This window comes from Pseudomonas sp. Marseille-Q7302 (assembly GCF_965111925.1).
In genome coordinates this window covers 2771054-2788942 of the sequence record NZ_CBCOPK010000001.1, presented here as the reverse complement: position 1 = coordinate 2788942, position 17889 = coordinate 2771054, and the positions used below count along the sequence as shown (strand labels likewise).

Here is a 17889-nt window from a genome sequence, read left to right as displayed (position 1 = left end):
CGGGCGGCCTTTGCGCAATGCCTGGGTGTTGCTCAGGCGTCCGGGTTCAGAGGGCATCACTCCTCACGGGTCTCCTGTACCAGCACCGGGCCATGCACGCGGTAGGCCCTGCCGCGGAACAGGGCGATCAGCTGGCCCTGCTGGTTGTCGATACGGACGTCATAGAGGCCGGTGCGACCGCGCCGGCTCTGCTCGACGGCGGTCGCCACCAGGCGGTCTCCCGCCTGGGCCGGGGCCAGAAAATCGATGCTGCAGCCGCTCGCGACCGTGGCCTGGTCGTAGGTGTTGCAGGCGACCGCAAAGGCCGAGTCGGCCAGGGTAAAGAGCAGGCCGCCGTGGCAGGTGCCGTAGCCCTGCAGGTGGTCTTGCGTGACCAGCATGCTCAGGCGGGCGCTGCCGGGGCCGACGTCGAGCAGCTGGATGCCCAGCTGGCGAGAGGCGCGGTCGCGACTGAGCAGGGCTTCGGCGCAGGCCTCGGCCAGGGGCTGTGAATGGGCGTCATTCATGCAGGCGACCTCCTTCGGCCAGGGTCCGGCGCAACAGCAGTGAGGGTCGATACCTATCCTCACCATAGCTGCGCTGCAGGTTTTCCAGGGTGGTCAGTACCGGTCCCAGGCCGATCGCCTCCGCCCAGGCGAGTGGCCCAAGGGGGTAATTGACGCCGGCGCAAAGGGCGAGATCCACGTCCGCAGCGGACGCCACCTGATGCAGGACCGCATCGGCCGCTTCATTGGCCAGCATCGCCACCGTGCGTAGCACCGGCAGACCGGGCAGGTCGCGGATCGGTGTGACCTTGAGGCCGGCGTGGCGCAACAGGGCGATGGCCTGATCACGGGCCAGGGGGGTGGTGTCGGCTGCCCAGCTGATGGCCAGGCGGGTAGCCGTGCCGTAGTCCAGCGCCAGATCGAACAGGACCAGATTGCGCAGGCCCTCTTGCCGGGCGCGCTCGCTTGCCAGGCGCCCGTCGCTCAGGGCCAGTACCGCATCGCCCACTCGCAACAGGCCGCTACCGGCCCGCTCGGTGACGGCGATCCCCGTGGCCCGCAGGCGCTGCACCAGGGGCCGGGCCACGCCGAGGTCGCCTTCCAGCACGCAGCCGTCGACGGTGGCGGCGCTTTCCAACTCGGTTGGAGCCGGACGGGTCGCGCCTTCGCGATAGTCATAGAAGCCCTGACCGCTCTTGCGGCCCAGGCGGCCGGCATCGACCAGCTCCTTCTGGATCAGCGAGGGCCGAAAGCGCGGATCGCCGTGGTAGGCGTTGAACACCGAGCAGGTGACGGCATAGTTGATGTCCTGGCCGATGAGGTCGGTCAGCTCGAAGGCGCCCATGCGGAAGCCACCGGCCTCACGCAGCAGCGCATCCAGCGAGGCGCAGCTGGCGGCGCCTTCCTGCAGCAGGCGCAGACTCTCGGCATAAAAGGGGCGGGCGACGCGATTGACGATGAAACCGGGGGTTGAACGGGTACGGACCGGGCGCTTGCCCCAGCGACGGGCGGTGGCCAGCAGCGTCTCCACCACCGCCGCGTCGGTGGCCAGGCCGCTGACCACCTCGACTAGCGCCATCAGCGGCGCGGGATTGAAGAAGTGCAGGCCGGCCAGCCGCTCGGGTCGCTCGAGACCCGCGGCCAGCGCCGTGATGGACAGCGAAGAGGTGTTGCTGGCGAGGATGCAGTCAGGGGTGCAGAGGGCTTCGAGTTGCGCGAAGAGCGCGCCTTTGACCGCGAGGTCCTCGACGATGGCTTCGATCACCAGGCTGACCTCGTCCAGGGCGTCGAGGGACACCGCGGGCCGCAGGCGACTGAGGATGGCGTCGCGCGTGGCGCCCTCCAGCTTGCCCTTTTCCACCAGCCGACCGAGTTGCCAGGCGATGCCATCGATGGCCCGGACAGCGGCGCCGGGGCGGTTGTCGTAGAGCTGCACCTCGTGGCCGGCCTGGGCCGCGACCTGGGCGATGCCGGCGCCCATGGCCCCGGCGCCGATGACCGCGATCCGCGCCGTCTCCGGCAAGGCAACCATCTCAGCGGCCCCTGAAGGTGGGGGAGCGCTTGGCCATGAAGGCGCTGACACCCTCACGATAGTCGTCGCTGCGCCCGGCCAGGCGTTGCAGGTCGCGCTCCAGGTCCAGTTGCTCGTCGAAGCTGTTGTCGAAACTGGCGTTCAGGCTGCGCTTGATCAGCGCCAGTCCGGCCGTGGGCTGGGTCGCGAGATGGCGGGCAAGTTTGAGGGCTTCGCTGCGCAGTTCGGCGTCGTCCACCACCCGGTAGATCAGCCCCCAGTCGGCGGCCTGTTCGGCGGTGAGACGTTCACCCAGCAGGGCGAGCGCCTTGGCGCGGGCCATGCCGATGAGGCGTGGCAGCATCCAGGTGCCGCCCGAGTCAGGGATCAGGCCGATCTTGCAGAAGGCCTGGATGAAACTCGCCGAGCGTGCGGCCAGGACCAGGTCGCAGGCCAGGGGGATATTGGCCCCGGCGCCGGCGGCCACGCCGTTCACGGCGCAGATGACCGGCATGGGCAAGTCACGCAGGGCGCGGATCAGGGGGTTGTAGTAGGTCTCGATGGAGGCGCCGAGATCTGGCATCGCCGCCTCGGGTGCCACATTGCGATCGGAGAGATCCTGGCCGGCGCAGAAGCTGCGTCCTTCACCGGTCAGCAGCAGCACCCGCACCTCGGGTGTCTGGCGCACCTGCTTGAGGGCCTCGCGCAGCTCCAGGTGCATCGGCGGGGTGAAGCTGTTGAGCTGCTCCGGCCGATTCAGGCTGAGCAGGGCGACGCCGTCTTCGACGGAGAACAGCAGGTGTTCGAAGGTCATGGGACTGGCTCCAAAACAGAGGCGGAAAGGAGGGCTCAGCGGCCGACGAAGCGCGGCGGGCGTTTTTCCTGAAAGGCGCGAAGGCCCTCGTTGCGATCCGTGGTGCCCGCCAGCATGACGAAGGCCTGGCGCTCGATGTTCAGGCCGCTGGCGAGATCCACGTCTTGCGCCTTGAGCAGCACCTCCTTGGCGAGGCGCACCGCCAGTGGCGCCTTGGTCGCGATGAGTCGGCCGATCTCGAGGGCGCGTTCGACGGTGAATTCGGGTTGGGTGATCTCGCTGACCAGGCCGACGCGCTGGGCCTGGCGGGCATCGATGGCCTCGCCGGTGAGCACCATCTGCATGGCCTGGGACTTGCCGACCGCACGCAGCAGGCGCTGGGTACCACCCGCGCCGGGGATGATGCCGAGATTGATTTCCGGTTGGCCGAAGCGGGCGTCGCGGCCGGCGATGAGGATGTCGGCATGCATGGCCAACTCGCAGCCGCCACCTAGCGCGAAGCCATTGACCGCGGCGATGAGGGGTTTGGAAAAGGCGGCGATGCGTTGCCAGTGGCGGACCCGGGGGTCTTCGAGGGTACCGATCAGATCCCGTTCGGCCATCTCCTTGAGATCGGCGCCCGCGGCGAAGGCCTTGCGGCTGCCGGTGAGGACCACGACGCGGACCTCAGGCTCCCGCTCGGCTGTTTCCAGGGCCTCCCCCAACTCGCCCAGCAGCTCGGTGGAGAGGGCATTCAGAGCCTCGGGACGCTGGAGGGTGATCAGGCAGACACCTTCCTCCGGCGGCAGCACATTCAGGGTGCGCGGCATGGACACTCCTTTGCAGCAGGCGCGGCGCGGGGCCGGCGTCTTGGTGTTGTTGTGGTTCTGCAGCAGGGTCTCGTGTTGAAGCTTGCACTCGACAGTCCAAGTATAGGCACTAAACGATACAGATAATCAACGTTTTGGTTTTATCTTGTGTCTCTTTGGCGTATTGGTTGTGTTCGTCAGGGTGGGATGGCCGAGGGACCTTGGGCCTGACCTACCGTCGTCCCTTGCCAGCCCTTGAGTGCAGCCCTGTCTGGCGAGGCTGCCGCGTGTTTCGTTCAGTCGGCTTGCCAGGGCGGCCGCGTAGAGGAGATCGCCAGATGCCTTGTTACCGACTCGACGGCCTGGTGCCGGTCGTGGATCCCAGTGCCTTCGTGCACCCCACCGCCGTACTGATCGGCGACGTCATCGTCGGACCGGGGTGCTATGTCGGCCCCCTGGCCGCCTTGCGGGGCGACTTCGGGCGAATCCTGCTGGAGGAAGGCGCCAATGTGCAGGACACCTGCGTTCTGCACGGCTTTCCCGCCAGTGACACCGTGGTGGGGTCGAACGGCCATATTGGTCACGGCGCCGTGCTCCATGGCTGCCATATCGGCGCGGACAGCCTGGTAGGCATGAACGCCGTGGTTATGGACAACGCGCGGATCGGCGAGCGCTGCCTGGTAGCGGCCACCGCCTTCGTCAAGGCTGGCTTCGAGTGCCCGCCGCTAAGCGTGGTGATGGGCTCGCCGGCCAAGGTGGTGCGCACCATGAGCGCCGAAGAGCTGGCTTGGAAGCAGCGGGGCACGGCGGAATACCAGTTGCTGGCACAGCGTTGCCGGCAGGGATTGGCGGAGTGTGCGCCCCTGACGGCTGTGGAGGCGAATCGGCCGCGGCAGGTGGATGCCGGTTTCCGCCCCAAGACGCCTTCGCCGTCCTGAACAGCCCTACGGAGGGGCGTGGTCAGCGCCGCGGCCGCGCGGGTATAGTCGCGGCTCCTTTTCCATGCGTTCGCCCATGAGCAGTCAGCCGCAACTCGATCAACTGATCGCCCGCTTCCAGCAGAACGGTCCCGTCCGCGCCAGTTCGCTGATCATTACCCTCTATGGCGATGTGATCGAACCCCACGGCGGCACGGTCTGGCTTGGCAGCCTCTTCACCCTGCTCGAACCCATGGGCATCAACGAACGCCTGGTGCGCACCTCGGTCTTTCGGCTGGCCAAGGAAGAGTGGCTGATCGCGGATAAAGTTGGTCGTCGTAGCTACTACAGCCTCACTGGCTCCGGGCGGCGCCGCTTCGAGACGGCCTTCAAGCGCGTCTACAGCGGGGCGCCCGCGGCGTGGGACGGTACCTGGCTGATGGTGTTGCTGTCGCAGGTTCCCGCCGAGCAGCGCAAGCGCGTCCGCGAAGAGCTGGAGTGGCAGGGCTTCGGGGCGCTGGCGGCCAATACCCTGGCCTGTCCGCGCAGCGACCGCGCCGATGTCACGACCACCCTCAAGGAGCTGGGCGTGCTGGACGACAGCCTCATCTTCGAGACTCGTGGCCAGGAGGTGCTGGCGTCCAAGGCCATGCGCCTGCAGGTGCGGGACAGCTGGCGGCTGGACGAACTAGGCGAGCACTACCGCGAATTCATCGCCCTGTTCCGGCCCCTGTGGCAGGCACTGAACGAGAAGACCGTGCTCGATGCCCAGGAATGCTTTCTGGTGCGACTGCTGCTGATCCACGAGTACCGCAAGCTGGTCCTGCGCGATCCCCAGTTGCCAGACGAATTGCTGCCTGCCGACTGGGAAGGCCGTGCGGCCCGGCAACTCTGTCGCAACCTCTATCGACTCACCGCGCTACCGGCTGAAGGTTACCTGGCCCAGGTGTTGGAAACCGCTGATGGTCCGCTGCCGGAGATGAACGACGGCTTCTATCGGCGCTTTGGCGGGTTGCGCTAATCCAGGGCGGTACCTCACGGGACCTTGAGTCCACTGGCTAGATCACGAACTCGGCCACCACCTGCTTGAGGCCCGCGGCCAGGCGCGAGACCTCGTTGCTGGCCCCAGAGGTCTGACTTGCGCCGGCGGCGCTCTGATCGGACAGGTCCTTGATGCTGATCAGGCCGCGGTCGATGTCCTTGGCGACCAGCGCCTGTTCTTCGGCGGCCGTGGCGATCAGGGCGCTGCGTTCGTCGATGCCGTCCATGGCCTCGGCGATGGCCAGCAGCGCGCCGTTGGCGTCCAGCGCCACGGCAAGGGAGGCGGCGGCCGTCTGGCTGCTCTGCTGCATGGCCTTCACCGCCTCCGTGGAGTTGTGCTGGATGGTGGTGATCATCGTCTCGATCTCTCGCGTCGACTGCTGGGTACGATGAGCCAGCGCCCTGACCTCATCCGCCACCACGGCGAAGCCGCGTCCCTGGTCGCCTGCCCGGGCGGCCTCGATGGCGGCATTGAGGGCCAGCAGGTTGGTCTGCTCGGCGATGGCGCGGATGACGTCGACGACGTTGCTGATGTCCTGGACCCGGCTCGACAGGGTCTGGATCTGGCCGCTGCTCTGGCCAACCTGGGCGGTCAGCCGTTCGATGGCGGCGAGGGTGGAGCCGACGTGCTGCAGGCCGGCCCGGGTGAGGGCGCTGCCCTGTTGCGACGCGCCGGCGCTTTCCTCGGCATGGCGCGTCACCTCGTCCACGGCGGCGCTCATTTCCCTCACAGTGGGATTGATTTGTGATGTGCGTCACACGCTATAGGCGGTGTCTTAGTCATGCCTTGAGAAGGTCCCAGGCCGCCTGGTCATTCTTCTGGCGAGGACCACCGGGCTGGAAAGGCACTGCCGGAGGTGCCCTAGGGCCGTCGGTGATCGCCTGCACCAGGCACTCTTGGGTGCAGGCGCAGGGCGCCCGGCGATCCGCATGCGCCGGACGCTCAGGAATCGCTAGCGCGCTGGTACACCCAGCTGGGCCGAGATCTGTGCCGTGGTGGTGAGCATCTCCCGGACGTAGTCGGCCTTGAGTTCCTCACGGAAGCGAAAGCACGGAAAGGACACGCTCAGGCCGGCGACGACCTGGCCGAAACGATCGCGGATCGGCGCGGCCAGGCACCTCATGTTGTCCTCGAATTCCTCGTGATCTTCGGCAAAGCCCAAGTCGCGGACGCGCGCCAGTTCCGCAAGGTAGGCGTCCAGGCTGTCGAGGGTATTGGGCGTGCGGCGAACAAAGGTTTCCTGGGCCAGAATCTGGCGGACCTCGCCCTCCGGGCGCCAGGCCATCAGGACCTTGCCGATCCCGGTGCAATACAACGGCGCCCGGCGGCCGATGCGCGAATACATGCGCAGGGTGTAGCGCGAATCGAGCTTGTGTACATAGACGATGGCGCCTTCGTCGAAGATGCCGAGATGCACGGTTTCCCCGGTGAGATCGTTGAGGTGACGCATCCCCGGTTCGGCCTCACGGACCAGGTCCAGCTGGGGCAGGGCGCGTGCCCCCAGCTCGAACAGCTTGACGCTCAGCCGGTAGCGGTCCTCGGTGTCCTGGACCACATAGCCCAGTGCCTTGAGCGTCTGCAGGAAGCGGTGAACGGTGCTCTTGGACAGGCCGAGCTGCTGCGCCAGCTCGGAGACGCCACAGTCATCCTCGCGCTCGCCAAGAGCCTCCAATACCGCCAGGGTGCGGCCGACCGCGCTGACCATGTCGTTGCCGAGCGTCGCTGTTTTTTCCATAAGACCGCCTGTCGTCTGGTTGACGGAACACTGTTCCATTCTGATTGACGGATGCGGGAAATGCCAGCGACACTGGATTTAGCGAATGGAACAACGTTCCACGGAATTTTGCTAAGGGCCGGTATCCCAGCGCTGGCGGTCGCCAGCGAAGCGGACAAAAACAACAACGGGACCTGCGACGATGAAATCCACTACCAAAGCGCCGGGCGCCCTGGCGCCTTCCGGTCGGGCCTCTGGTTGGCTGCCCCGGGCTCACCCGGTCTCCTGGCAGATGCTGGGCGTCACTACCCTGGCGATGCTGATGATTTCGGTGGATCGCCAGCTCCTGCCGACGGTGCTGCCGGCGATCATGCAGGAGTATGGTCTGGACGCCGCCCAGGGCGGCTGGCTCAGTTCCCTGAGCTTTGTCGGTACCCTGATCGGGGCCCTGGTGGTGGGGGTGCTGGCCGATAGCGTCGGCACCGGCCATCGCCGTGCCTGGAGCTGGGTGGGTGCCTGCGCGCTGACCATAGGCTCGGCCTTCGCCACCGTCTATGCGCGTTCGCTGGGCGCCTTGCAGGTGCTGAGATTCACCATGGGCCTCGGCACCGGCGCCATGGAGCCGGTCAACATCGCGGTCGCCAGCGAATTCTGGCAGAAGGAGAATCGCGGCTTCGCCCTGGGTGTCCATCACACCGGCATGCCGCTCGGCCAGTTCGCCGGTCCGGTATTGATGGGATTGATCCTGGCCAATGGCGATTGGCGCGCCACCTTCCTGTGGATTCCCCTCATCGGCCTGCCGATCATCCTGCTGCAGCTGTACCTGGGGCGGCGTCGCAACGAGGAGCAGGTCTATGCCTGGATTCGCCAGGCGCAGCTTACGGTTCCCGTCGATGCTTCAGCGCCGGTTTCGCGCAATCCGTTGACCAACCTGCGCCAGGCGTTCGCCGAGCGCAATGTGCGCCTCTGCCTAGTGATGAACTTCCTGTTTCTCTGGACCGAAATGGGCGTGGCCACCTTTCTGACCTATCAGCTGACCAGCCAGCTGGGCCTGACGCTGGCCGAAGCCGCGGTGATTTCGGGCGCCTCGGGCCTGGTGGGCTGGGCAGGGCAGATCTTCTGGGGAACCCTGAGTGACCGCCGCGGCCGCAAGTTCGCCCTGGGTATCCTGACCGTCGGTTTCTCCGTGTGCGTCGCCCTGTGCATGTTCATCGACAGCCGCGCCATGGCCTGGACCCTGTTGCTGGCCTGGGGCCTGTTCCGCAATTCGCCCTATGTGGTGCTCTACTCGCTGGCGGTGGACTCTTCGCCACGCGCGGCCGGCAGTGGCCTGGGCCTGCTCATCGGGGTCGGCCTGGGCCTCGCGGGCTTTCTGGTAGGACCGGTGGCCGGTTATGTGATCGAGCATTTCGGCTGGCACTGGAGCTACGCCATGCTCGCGCTGAGCTGCCTGCTGGTGCTGATTCCGCTGCGCTTCGTGGAGGAGACCGGTCATGGCGCAGCCTGAGTGTCTGTTCGATCACCAGGATGAGCTGGGCGAAGGGCCGGTGTGGGACGCCCGGCAGCGGGCGCTACTGTGGGTCGATATTCTCGCCGGCCGGCTGTTGCGGGCGGCGCCGCACCAGGCCGCCGTGGTCGATGTCCTGGGCTTCGGGCGACCGCTGGGCTGCGCCGTTCCCCATGTCGATGGCTCCATCTGGCTGGCCTTGAGCGATGGCATCTGGCGCCTCGCCGCCGGTACTTCGCAACCGGTGCGGATCACGACGCCGCCCCAGGCGGTACATGGGCCGCAGCATCGCTTCAATGATGGCAAGTGCGATGCGCTGGGACGCTTCTGGCTGGGTACGACGCTGCTCGACGAGGCGCCAGGCGGTGGACGACTGTATTGCCTCGACCTCGACGGCCGCCTGCACCAGGTGCTCGACGGCGTCACCGTCTCCAATGGTCTGGGCTGGAGCCCGGACAACCGTACCTTCTACTACATCGATTCGCCCACCCGCCGGGTGCAGGCCTTCGATTTCGATCTCAGCAGTGGCCAACTCGGTCGGACGCGAACCTTGATCGACTTCGGTGATCAGCCCGGCGTGCCTGACGGGCTCGCGGTGGACAGCCAGGGCGCCCTGTGGATCGCACACTGGGACGGCGCTCGGCTGAGTCGCTGGGATGCCCAGGGACACCTGCTCGACTGGCTGGATTTCCCGGTGGCGCGGGTGACTTCCTGCGCCTTCTATGGTGAGCGTCTGGAGCAATTGCTGGTGACCACCGCCTGCGTGGGACTCGACGACCGTGCGCGCCTGGCCCAGCCCCTGGCCGGCCGTACCTTCCACCTTGATCCCGGGGTACCCGGCCTGGCGATTTCCGCCTGCCGCGTCCGGGTACCGGAATAACCAAAGGAATCTGCATGACGCTGCCCCTCGTTTCGTCCCCGCTGACCCGCATCGGCCTCATCGGCGAGTGCATGGTCGAGTTGCGTACCCAGGCGGATGGGCAACTGGCCCAGGCCTTCGGCGGCGATACGCTCAATGCGGCCGTCTACCTGCGGCGCCTGCTGGAGGATGGCGAGGTGCAGGTGGATTACCTGACCGCGGTGGGCGACGACACCCTGAGCCAGGCCATGCGCGCCCGTTGGCGCGAGGAGGGCGTGAGTGACGAGCGGGTGCGGGTGCTGCCCGGGCGCCTGCCGGGCCTCTACCTGATCCAGACCGACGCCGATGGCGAGCGGCGCTTTCTCTATTGGCGGGGCGAGGCGGCGGCACGCGAATGTTTCGATGGCGCCGACGCCCAGCCCCTGCTGGCGGCGCTGGCTGGTTATCAGGTGCTCTATCTCAGTGGCATCAGCCTCGCGGTGCTGACCGATACCGGGCGCGAGCGGCTGTTCGCCGCCCTGCGTGAAGCACGCGCCACAGGTACCCGCCTTGTGTTCGACAACAACTACCGGCCACGGCTGTGGGCAGGCGTTCAAGCCGCGCGCACGGCTTACCAGCGGCTGCTGCAGCTCACCGATCTGGCGCTGGTGACCTGGGAGGACGACGCCGCGCTGTTCGGCTTCGCTGACGAAGCCGCGCTGTTCGCCCAGTACGCCGAGTGGGGGGTGGCCGAGGTCGCGCTCAAGCGGGGCGCGCGCAGCTGCCTGGTGCAGGATCGCCAGGGGCGCCAGGAGGTGGATGGCGAAGCGGTCGCCCGGGTGGTCGACACCACGGCCGCCGGCGATTCCTTCAGCGCTGCCTACCTGGCCTGCCGCCTCCAGGGTGGTACGCCCGACGTGGCCGCCCGCTGGGGCCATCGCCTTGCCGCCACGGTCATCCAGCATCCTGGCGCGCTCATCCCGCGCGCGGCCATGCCGGCAATGCCGGCGCTGTCTCTTTCTCTCACTGCCCAGGCTTGAACCCATGAAGATCACGGAAGCCCGCGTCATCGTCACCTGTCCCGGCCGCAATCTGGTCACGCTCAAGATCGTCACCGACGAAGGCCTCTATGGCCTGGGTGACGCCACCCTGAATGGCCGCGAGCTGGCGGTCGTGGCCTACCTGGAGGAACACGTGCTGCCGGCGCTGATCGGCCGCGACGCCCACCGCATCGAAGACATCTGGCAGTACCTCTATCGCGGGGCCTACTGGCGGCGCGGCCCAGTCACCATGACCGCCATCGCCGCGGTGGACGTGGCGCTCTGGGATCTCAAGGCCAAGGCCGCCAACCTGCCGCTGTACCAGCTGCTTGGCGGCAAGAGCCGCGAGCGGGTGATGGTCTATGGCCACGCCACCGGCAAGGACATCGAGAGCTGCCTGGACGAGGTGGCCCGCCATGTCGAGCAGGGCTACAGGGCGGTACGGGTGCAGTGCGGGGTGCCGGGCATCCCCACCACCTACGGTGTCGCCAAGCGCGAGGGCGAGCGCTACGAGCCGGCCGACAGCGATCTGCCGGCGGAGCACGTCTGGGACACCGCCAAGTACCTGAACCATGTCCCCAAGCTGTTCGCCGCGGTGCGGGAGCGCTTCGGTGACGACCTGCATCTGCTGCACGACGTGCACCACCGGCTGACGCCCATCGAGGCGGGCCGGCTGGGCAAGCGTGTCGAGGAGTACAACCTGTTCTGGTTGGAGGACTGCACCCCGGCGGAAAACCAGGAGGCCTTCCGGCTGATTCGCCAGCACACCACCACGCCGCTGGCGGTGGGCGAGGTGTTCAACTCCATCCACGACTGCCGCGAGCTGATCCAGGAGCAGCTGATCGACTACATCCGCGCCACCCTGGTGCATGCCGGCGGCATCACCCACATGAGGCGCATCGCCGACCTGGCGGCGCTCTACCAGGTGCGCACCGGCTTCCATGGCGCTACCGACCTGTCGCCGGTGTGCATGGGCGCGGCGCTGCACTTCGACACCTGGGTACCCAACTTCGGCATCCAGGAGCACATGCCCCACGAGGCGCGCATCGACGAGGTCTTTCCCCATGCCTATCGCTTCGAGGACGGCCATTTCACCGCGGGCGAGGTGCCCGGCCACGGCGTGGACATCGACGAAGACCTCGCCGCCCGTTATCCCTACAAACGCGCCAGCCTGCCGGTGAACCGGCTGGTGGACGGCACCCTGTGGCATTGGTGAGCGAGGAATCCAGGATGAAAGCCTTTCAGGTCAGAGCACCCCACGAATTCAGCATCGAAGAGGTTGCGGTGCCCGCGCTGGCGCCCGGCGAGGTCCGCGTCGGGGTGGCCTATGCCGGCATCTGCGGCTCGGACATGCACATCATCCACGGCCAGAACGCCTTCGTACGCTTTCCCCGCGTCACCGGCCACGAATTCGCCGGCGTGGTGCGCGAGGTGGGCGAGGGCGTCAGCGGCCTGGCGGTGGGCGATCCGGTCTGCGTCGATCCGGTGATCGCCTGCGGCAGCTGCTATCCCTGCCGCATTGGCCGCCCCAACGTCTGCAGTCGCCTGCAGGTGCTGGGTGTGCATCGCGATGGCGGCTTCAGCGAAGAGGTCTGCGTGCCCGCGGCCAATGCCCATCGCCTGCCGCCCGGTTTGCCGCTGGCGCAGGCCGCGCTGGTCGAGCCCTACAGCATCGCCTTGAATGTGCTGGAGCGGATGCAGGTCTTTCCCGGCGATTCATTGCTGATCTATGGCGCGGGTGTGATCGGCCTGACCCTGGTTCAGATGGGCAGAGCGTTGGGCATCGAGGACATCACCGTCACCGACGTACTGGACGATCGCCTGGCCACCGCCCGCGCCCTGGGGGCGACGCGGACCCTCAACGGCCGCGATACCGACGTGGAAGCGGCGCTGCGCGAGGCCACCGGTGGCGAGGGCGTACCCCTGATCGTCGATGCGGCCTGCCATCCGGCCCTGCTGCCAGAGATCGTTCGCCTGGCCTCGCCGGCGGGGCGCATCGGCCTGCTGGGTTTCAGCGCCACGCCCAGCGAGCTGGTGCAGCTGGAGATCATCAAGAAGGAATTGACCCTGGTGGGTTCGCGGCTCAACAACGGGCGTTTTCCGCGGGTCATCGAGCTATTGGCGGCAGGCAAGCTGGATGCCGCGGCGCTGATCAGTCACCAGGTGGCCAGCCAGGAGATGCCGGCCGCCATCGAGCTGATCGAAAAGCACCCCGAGCAGACGCGCAAGGTGCTGGTGCAGTGGGGTGGTAACGCCTGAAAAACACGCTCCCCCCTCGGGGAGTTCTCTGATGCCTTACCGAATAAAGACAATGAGCGGGAGGTAACAAATGGCTGGACAAGGTCGTGGACTGGTACTCGTCATGCTGTTCCTGGCGGGGGTCGTCAATTATCTGGATCGCTCGGCGCTGTCGGTGGCAGCGCCGCTGATCCAGAAGGACTTCGGGCTGGGTGCCGGGGAGATGGGGCTGCTGTTCAGCGCCTTCTTCGTCGGCTATGCGGCGTTCAACTTCATCGGTGGCTGGGCCGCCGACCGCTACGGTGCCAAGACCACGCTGCTGCTGGCGATGGTGCTCTGGTCGGCGTTCAGCGGCCTCACGGTGCTGGCCTCGGGCTTCGCCGCGCTGATCGTGATCCGGGTGCTGTTCGGCATGGCCGAGGGTCCCTTGAGCGTTTCCACCAGCAAGATGGTCAACAACTGGTACGCGCCCCATAACCGCGGACGCACCCTGGGCCTGTCGATGTCGGGCACGCCCCTGGGCGGTGCCATCTCCGGCCCCATCGTCGGGGTGATCGCGGTGGCCTACGGCTGGAAGGTGTCCTTTGTCGTCATCATGCTGATCGGCTTCGTCTGGGCGGTGGTCTGGTACCTCTGGATCAAGGACAAGCCGACCGGCCAGCTGGCCGCCGACATCGCCGCCGAGGAGCGCGCCGTGGCCGTGGTGGATACCGAGGTGCGGCCGCTCAAATACTACCTGCGCCAGCCCACGGTGCTGTTCACCGCCCTGGCATTCTTCGCCTACAACTACACGCTGTTCTTCTTCCTGACCTGGTTCCCCAGCTACCTGATCCAGGCCTACGGCCTCAACGTGAAGGACATGAGCATCGCCACGGTCATTCCCTGGGTGCTGGGCTTCATTGGCCTGGCGGTGGGTGGCTACCTGTCCGACTGGGTATTCCGCAAGACCGGCCGGCTGATGTTCTCGCGCAAGGTGGTGCTGGTGACCTGTCTGCTGGCCTGTGCCCTGTGCATCGCCGTGGCTGGGTTGGTCAGCACCCTCTATGCCGCCGTGGCGCTGGTCGCGCTCTCGGTGTTCTTCCTCTACCTGACCGGCGCCATCTACTGGGCGATCATCCAGGACACGGTGCCGGCGGCGCGGGTGGGCGGGGTGAGTGGCTTCATGCACTTCCTGGCCAACACCTCGGGCATCATCGGCCCAGCGGTGACCGGCTACCTGGTGCAATTCACCGGCGCCTTCACCAGTGCCTTCCTGCTGGCCGGCGCCCTGACCGTGATCGGTTCGCTGTGCGTGGCGCGCTTCGTCAAGCCACTGGCCGAGCGGCCGGCTGACGCACCGGCCGAGCTGGCAGCGGGAGGTGTCCGATGAGCGATTTCGATCGGATCCCTTCGCGCTATCCTGCGCCGGCCATCGGCATCGTCCACCTGGGCCTGGGCGCCTTCCACCGTGCCCACCAGGCGGTCTACCTGGAGCGCAACCTGGCCCGCCACGGTGGCGGCGCCTGGGGCCTGTGCAGCGCCAACCTGAGATCCGGGCGGGCCCTCGTGGAGACCTTGCAGGCCAGCGGCGGTCGCTATCATGTGGCGGAGTACCGCAACCAACGCGAGGGGGTGCTGCGTGAAATCGGCGCCCTGCGCGAAGTGCTCTATGCCGGTGACGGCGGAGCCGACCGCGAAGCCCTGCTGGCGCGCCTGGCCGATCCCGAGGTGCGCATCGTCAGCCTGACGGTGACGGAGAAGGGCTACTGCCTGAGCCCGGCCAGTGGCGCCTTGCGTCGCGACGATCCGGGCATCGTCCACGACCTGGCCGAACCGCGCACCCCGCGTACGGCGCCCGGCCTGCTGGTGGAGGGGCTGCGCCGGCGCCGTGCCGCGGGCATCGCTCCCTTCACCGTGCTCTGCTGCGACAACATGCCGGACAACGGCCAGCGCACCCGACAGGCGGTGATGTCCCTGGCCGAGGCCCAGGACACCCACCTGGCGGCCTGGATCGCCACCGAGGTGGCCTTTCCCTGCAGCATGGTCGATCGCATCGTGCCGGCCATGGACGAGGCCGCCTTCGCCCGTTTGCGCGACCTTGGCTGTGACGATCCCGCTGCGGTGGTGGGCGAGGCTTTCAGCCAGTGGGTGATCGAGGATCGCTTTCCCCAGGGACGCCCGGACTGGGAGCACGAAGGGGTGCAGATGGTGGCGGACGTCCGCCCCTTCGAGACCATGAAGCTGCGGCTGCTCAATGGCAGCCATTCGCTACTGGCCTATGTGGGCAGCCTGGCCGGCCACGGCACCGTGGCCGAGGCCATGGCCGACCGCCAGTTGGCCGCCCTGGTGCACCGCTACATGAGTCGCGAGGCGGCGCCGACCCTGGACATGCCCGACGGTGTCGACCTCGATGCCTATGCCGAAGCCCTGGTCGCACGCTTTCGCAACGATGCCCTGCAGCACCGGCTGCGGCAGATCGCCATGGATGGCTCGCAGAAGCTGCCCCAGCGCTGGCTGCTGGGGGCCCAGCGGCTGCTGGAGCAGGGCGGTGATTTCTCCTGTACCGCCCTCGGCGTGGCGGCCTGGATTCACTTTGGTGAAGGTGAGGGCGAGGCGCTGGACGATCCCCTGCGCGCCACCCTGGCCGCCTTGCCCAAGGGCATGGCGCGGGTCGATGCCGTCCTGGCGCTGGCCGAGGTCTTTCCGCCCGCGTTGGCCGAGCAGGCCGCCTTCCGCGAAGCGGTGCAGCGGGCCCATCGGCGCATCGCCGAGGCGGGCATAGGCGCAGCCATCGCCGACTTGACCGATCAAGGAGTCTGACATGGAACATACCTGGCGCTGGTTCGGCCCGCGCGATCCCATCTCCCTCGCCGATATCCGCCAGACCGGTGCCACCGGCATCGTCACGGCGCTGCACGAGATTCCCAATGGCGAGGTCTGGCCGCTAGCGGCCATCGCCGAGCGCAAGGCGCTGATCGAGGCGGCGGGTCTGAGCTGGTCGGTGGTGGAAAGCATCCCGGTGCACGAGGACATCAAGCGTGGCCTGCCGGGGCGCGAGCGCTACCTGGACAACTACCGGCAGAGCCTGCGCAACCTCGCCCAGTGCGGCATCGACGTGGTCTGCTACAACTTCATGCCGGTGCTGGACTGGACCCGCACCCAGCTGGCCCATCGACTACCCGACGGCGGCTGGGCGCTGAGATTCGATCAGGATGCCTTCGCCGCCTTCGACCTTTGCATCCTGCAGCGGGATGGGGCCGAAGCGGACTACTCCGCCGCAGAGATCGAACGCGCGCGCTGCTATCACGAAGATCTCGACGCGGCCGGTCGCGAAGAGCTGGTACGCACCCTGATCGCCGGGCTGCCCGGTGCCGAGGAAGGTTATTCGGTCGCCGACCTCCGACAGTTGCTGGCCACCTATGCCGGGATCGACGCCGCGCGCCTGCGTGAGCACCTGGCGGTCTTCCTGCAGGCCGTGGTGCCGGTGGCGGAGGAGGTGGGGATCCGCCTGGGGGTGCATCCGGACGATCCGCCCCGGCCGCTGCTGGGATTGCCCCGCGTGGTCTCCACCGCCGCCGACGCCCAGTGGCTGCTGGAGGCGGTGCCCAGCCCCGCCAACGGCCTGACCTTCTGCACCGGCTCCTATGGCGTGCGCGCCGACAACGACCTGGTAGCCATGGCCCGCCAGTTCGCCTCGCGCATTCACTTCGTCCACCTGCGGGCGACCCGCCGTGAGGAAGATCCACGCAGCTTCCACGAAGCCCATCATCTGGATGGCGACGTGGACATGGTCGGGGTGATCCGCGAGTTGGTGCGCGAGGAGCGTCGCCGTGAACGCGAAGGCGGTGCGCGCCTGCCGATGCGACCGGATCACGGTCACCAACTGCTGGATGATCAGGGCCGACGGACCAATCCGGGTTACTCGCTGATCGGCCGGCTCAAGGGCCTGGCCGAATTGCGCGGCGTGGAACAGGCCGTGCGGCGCCTGGAAGAGGAGAGACACTGATGTTGACCATCGTCTGTCAGGAGCCCGGTCTGCTGCGCGCCGAGCAGCGGGAGAAGCCCTCGCGTCGCCCGGGCGAAACCCTGGTGCGCATCGAGCGGGTCGGGGTGTGCGGCACCGACCTGCACATCTTTTCCGGCAATCAGCCCTACCTGAATTATCCGCAGGTCATGGGCCACGAGATCTCCGCCACGGTGACCGAGACCGAAGCCGACTCGGGCCTCGCCGAGGGCGATCTGGTCTATGTGATGCCCTATCTGTCCTGTGGCGACTGCGTGGCCTGCCGCCAGGGCAAGACCAACTGCTGCACCCGCATCCAGGTCCTGGGCGTGCATTGTGATGGCGCCATGACCGGCTACCTGAGCCTGCCCCACGGCGCGCTGTTCCGTGCGGATGGCCTGGATGCCGACCAGGCGGCCATGGTGGAGTTTCTCGCCATTGGCGCCCATGCGGTGCGGCGCGCTGAGGTGGCCGCCCAGCAGCAGGTGCTGGTGGTGGGCGCCGGTCCCATCGGCATGGCGGTGGCGCTGTTCGCCCGCCTGCGCGGGGCGCGGGTGACGGTGCTGGACGGCCGTACCGATCGCCTGGCCTTCTGCGCCGAGCATCTGGGGGGGCAGGCCACGGTCGCGCTTGGCGAGGATGACGAGGCGCGCCTGCGCGACCTCACCGGCGGTGATTTTTTCGATGTGGTGTTCGACGCCACCGGTAATCCCCGCGCCATGGAGCGCGGCTTCGCCTTCATCGCCCATGGCGGCAAGTACGTGCTGGTGTCCATCGTCCAGGGCAACCTGAGCTTTGCCGATCCAGAATTTCACAAGCGCGAGGCGACCCTGCTCGGTAGCCGCAACGCCACCGCCGAGGATTTCCGCCACGTGCACGATTGTCTCCGGCGCGGGCTGGTGCCCACCCAGGCACTGAATACCCACCGACTGCGCCTGGAGGACGTGCCCGAGGCTTTCCCACCCTTGCTCGATCCTGCCGAGGGCGTGGTCAAGGCCCTCATCGAATGCTGAA

Annotated in this window: 16 protein-coding genes and 1 pseudogene; 11 read left to right on the top strand and 6 right to left on the bottom strand. The window is 67.4% G+C overall.

Annotated features, from left to right (window positions below; all coding sequences use genetic code 11):
- Positions 1 to 56: 56 nt before the first annotated feature.
- Genes paaI through paaF form a run of 4 tightly spaced genes read right to left on the bottom strand, consistent with a single transcriptional unit; the run spans position 57 to position 3618 of the window.
- Complete coding sequence (paaI, locus tag ACWPW1_RS13065; RefSeq protein WP_313649890.1) at positions 57 to 506, bottom strand: hydroxyphenylacetyl-CoA thioesterase PaaI; 450 nt, start codon at positions 504 to 506, stop codon at positions 57 to 59.
- Complete coding sequence (gene paaH, locus ACWPW1_RS13060; protein ID WP_454253131.1) at positions 499 to 2016, bottom strand: 3-hydroxyacyl-CoA dehydrogenase PaaH; 1518 nt, start codon at positions 2014 to 2016, stop codon at positions 499 to 501. Before paaH ends, paaI begins: the two co-directional genes overlap by 8 nt.
- Position 2017: 1 nt before the next feature.
- Positions 2018 to 2809 (bottom strand): 2-(1,2-epoxy-1,2-dihydrophenyl)acetyl-CoA isomerase PaaG, encoded by a 792-nt coding sequence (paaG, locus tag ACWPW1_RS13055; RefSeq protein ID WP_454253130.1) that lies wholly within the window; start codon positions 2807 to 2809, stop codon positions 2018 to 2020.
- Between the two features lie 35 nt (positions 2810 to 2844).
- Positions 2845 to 3618: a 2,3-dehydroadipyl-CoA hydratase PaaF gene (gene paaF, locus ACWPW1_RS13050; protein WP_454253129.1), complete on the bottom strand. Its 774-nt coding sequence runs from the start codon at positions 3616 to 3618 to the stop codon at positions 2845 to 2847.
- A 317-nt stretch (positions 3619 to 3935) separates the two neighbouring features.
- Between paaF and paaY the strand changes: the two genes are divergently transcribed.
- Positions 3936 to 4535, top strand: coding sequence for a phenylacetic acid degradation protein PaaY (paaY, locus tag ACWPW1_RS13045; RefSeq protein WP_454253128.1), 600 nt, complete (start codon positions 3936 to 3938; stop codon positions 4533 to 4535).
- Positions 4536 to 4611: 76 nt separating this feature from the next.
- Positions 4612 to 5535, top strand: a complete 924-nt coding sequence (paaX, locus tag ACWPW1_RS13040; protein ID WP_454253127.1) for a phenylacetic acid degradation operon negative regulatory protein PaaX — start codon at positions 4612 to 4614, stop codon at positions 5533 to 5535.
- 37 nt (positions 5536 to 5572) lie between these two features.
- On the opposite strand, the pseudogene ACWPW1_RS13035 reads toward paaX, so the two are convergent.
- Positions 5573 to 6304, bottom strand: a pseudogene (locus ACWPW1_RS13035) (methyl-accepting chemotaxis protein); the annotation flags it as partial.
- 204 nt (positions 6305 to 6508) lie between these two features.
- Complete coding sequence (gene kdgR / locus ACWPW1_RS13030) at positions 6509 to 7291, bottom strand: DNA-binding transcriptional regulator KdgR (protein ID WP_323148840.1); 783 nt, start codon at positions 7289 to 7291, stop codon at positions 6509 to 6511.
- A 181-nt stretch (positions 7292 to 7472) separates the two neighbouring features.
- On the opposite strand from kdgR, the gene ACWPW1_RS13025 reads away from it, so the two are divergent.
- From ACWPW1_RS13025 to ACWPW1_RS12985, 9 genes are all read left to right on the top strand, one after another.
- The gene (locus tag ACWPW1_RS13025) at positions 7473 to 8777 is read left to right on the top strand and encodes an MFS transporter (RefSeq protein ID WP_454253126.1); all 1305 of its coding nucleotides are present in this window, start codon (positions 7473 to 7475) and stop codon (positions 8775 to 8777) included.
- The gene (locus ACWPW1_RS13020) at positions 8764 to 9657 is read left to right on the top strand and encodes an SMP-30/gluconolactonase/LRE family protein (RefSeq protein WP_454253125.1); all 894 of its coding nucleotides are present in this window, start codon (positions 8764 to 8766) and stop codon (positions 9655 to 9657) included. The genes ACWPW1_RS13025 and ACWPW1_RS13020 overlap by 14 nt, the downstream gene beginning before the upstream one ends.
- Before the next feature lie 14 nt (positions 9658 to 9671).
- Positions 9672 to 10655: a sugar kinase gene (locus ACWPW1_RS13015; protein ID WP_454253124.1), complete on the top strand. Its 984-nt coding sequence runs from the start codon at positions 9672 to 9674 to the stop codon at positions 10653 to 10655.
- A gap of 4 nt (positions 10656 to 10659) precedes the next feature.
- Positions 10660 to 11871, top strand: coding sequence for a D-mannonate dehydratase ManD (gene manD / locus ACWPW1_RS13010; RefSeq protein ID WP_454253123.1), 1212 nt, complete (start codon positions 10660 to 10662; stop codon positions 11869 to 11871).
- A 14-nt stretch (positions 11872 to 11885) separates the two neighbouring features.
- Positions 11886 to 12914 (top strand): Zn-dependent oxidoreductase, encoded by a 1029-nt coding sequence (locus ACWPW1_RS13005; RefSeq protein ID WP_434774354.1) that lies wholly within the window; start codon positions 11886 to 11888, stop codon positions 12912 to 12914.
- A 70-nt stretch (positions 12915 to 12984) separates the two neighbouring features.
- A complete protein-coding gene (locus ACWPW1_RS13000; protein ID WP_059315152.1) occupies positions 12985 to 14262 on the top strand; it encodes an MFS transporter in 1278 nt (425 codons plus the stop codon).
- Positions 14259 to 15692: a mannitol dehydrogenase family protein gene (locus tag ACWPW1_RS12995; RefSeq protein WP_454253122.1), complete on the top strand. Its 1434-nt coding sequence runs from the start codon at positions 14259 to 14261 to the stop codon at positions 15690 to 15692. Before ACWPW1_RS13000 ends, ACWPW1_RS12995 begins: the two co-directional genes overlap by 4 nt.
- 1 nt (position 15693) lies before the next feature.
- Positions 15694 to 16878 carry a mannonate dehydratase gene (gene uxuA / locus ACWPW1_RS12990; protein ID WP_454253121.1) on the top strand — a complete coding sequence of 395 codons (1185 nt, stop codon included), beginning with the start codon at positions 15694 to 15696 and terminating at the stop codon, positions 16876 to 16878.
- Positions 16878 to 17888, top strand: coding sequence for a zinc-binding alcohol dehydrogenase family protein (locus ACWPW1_RS12985; RefSeq protein WP_454253120.1), 1011 nt, complete (start codon positions 16878 to 16880; stop codon positions 17886 to 17888). Before uxuA ends, ACWPW1_RS12985 begins: the two co-directional genes overlap by 1 nt.
- The last annotated feature ends 1 nt before the right edge of the window (position 17889 follow it).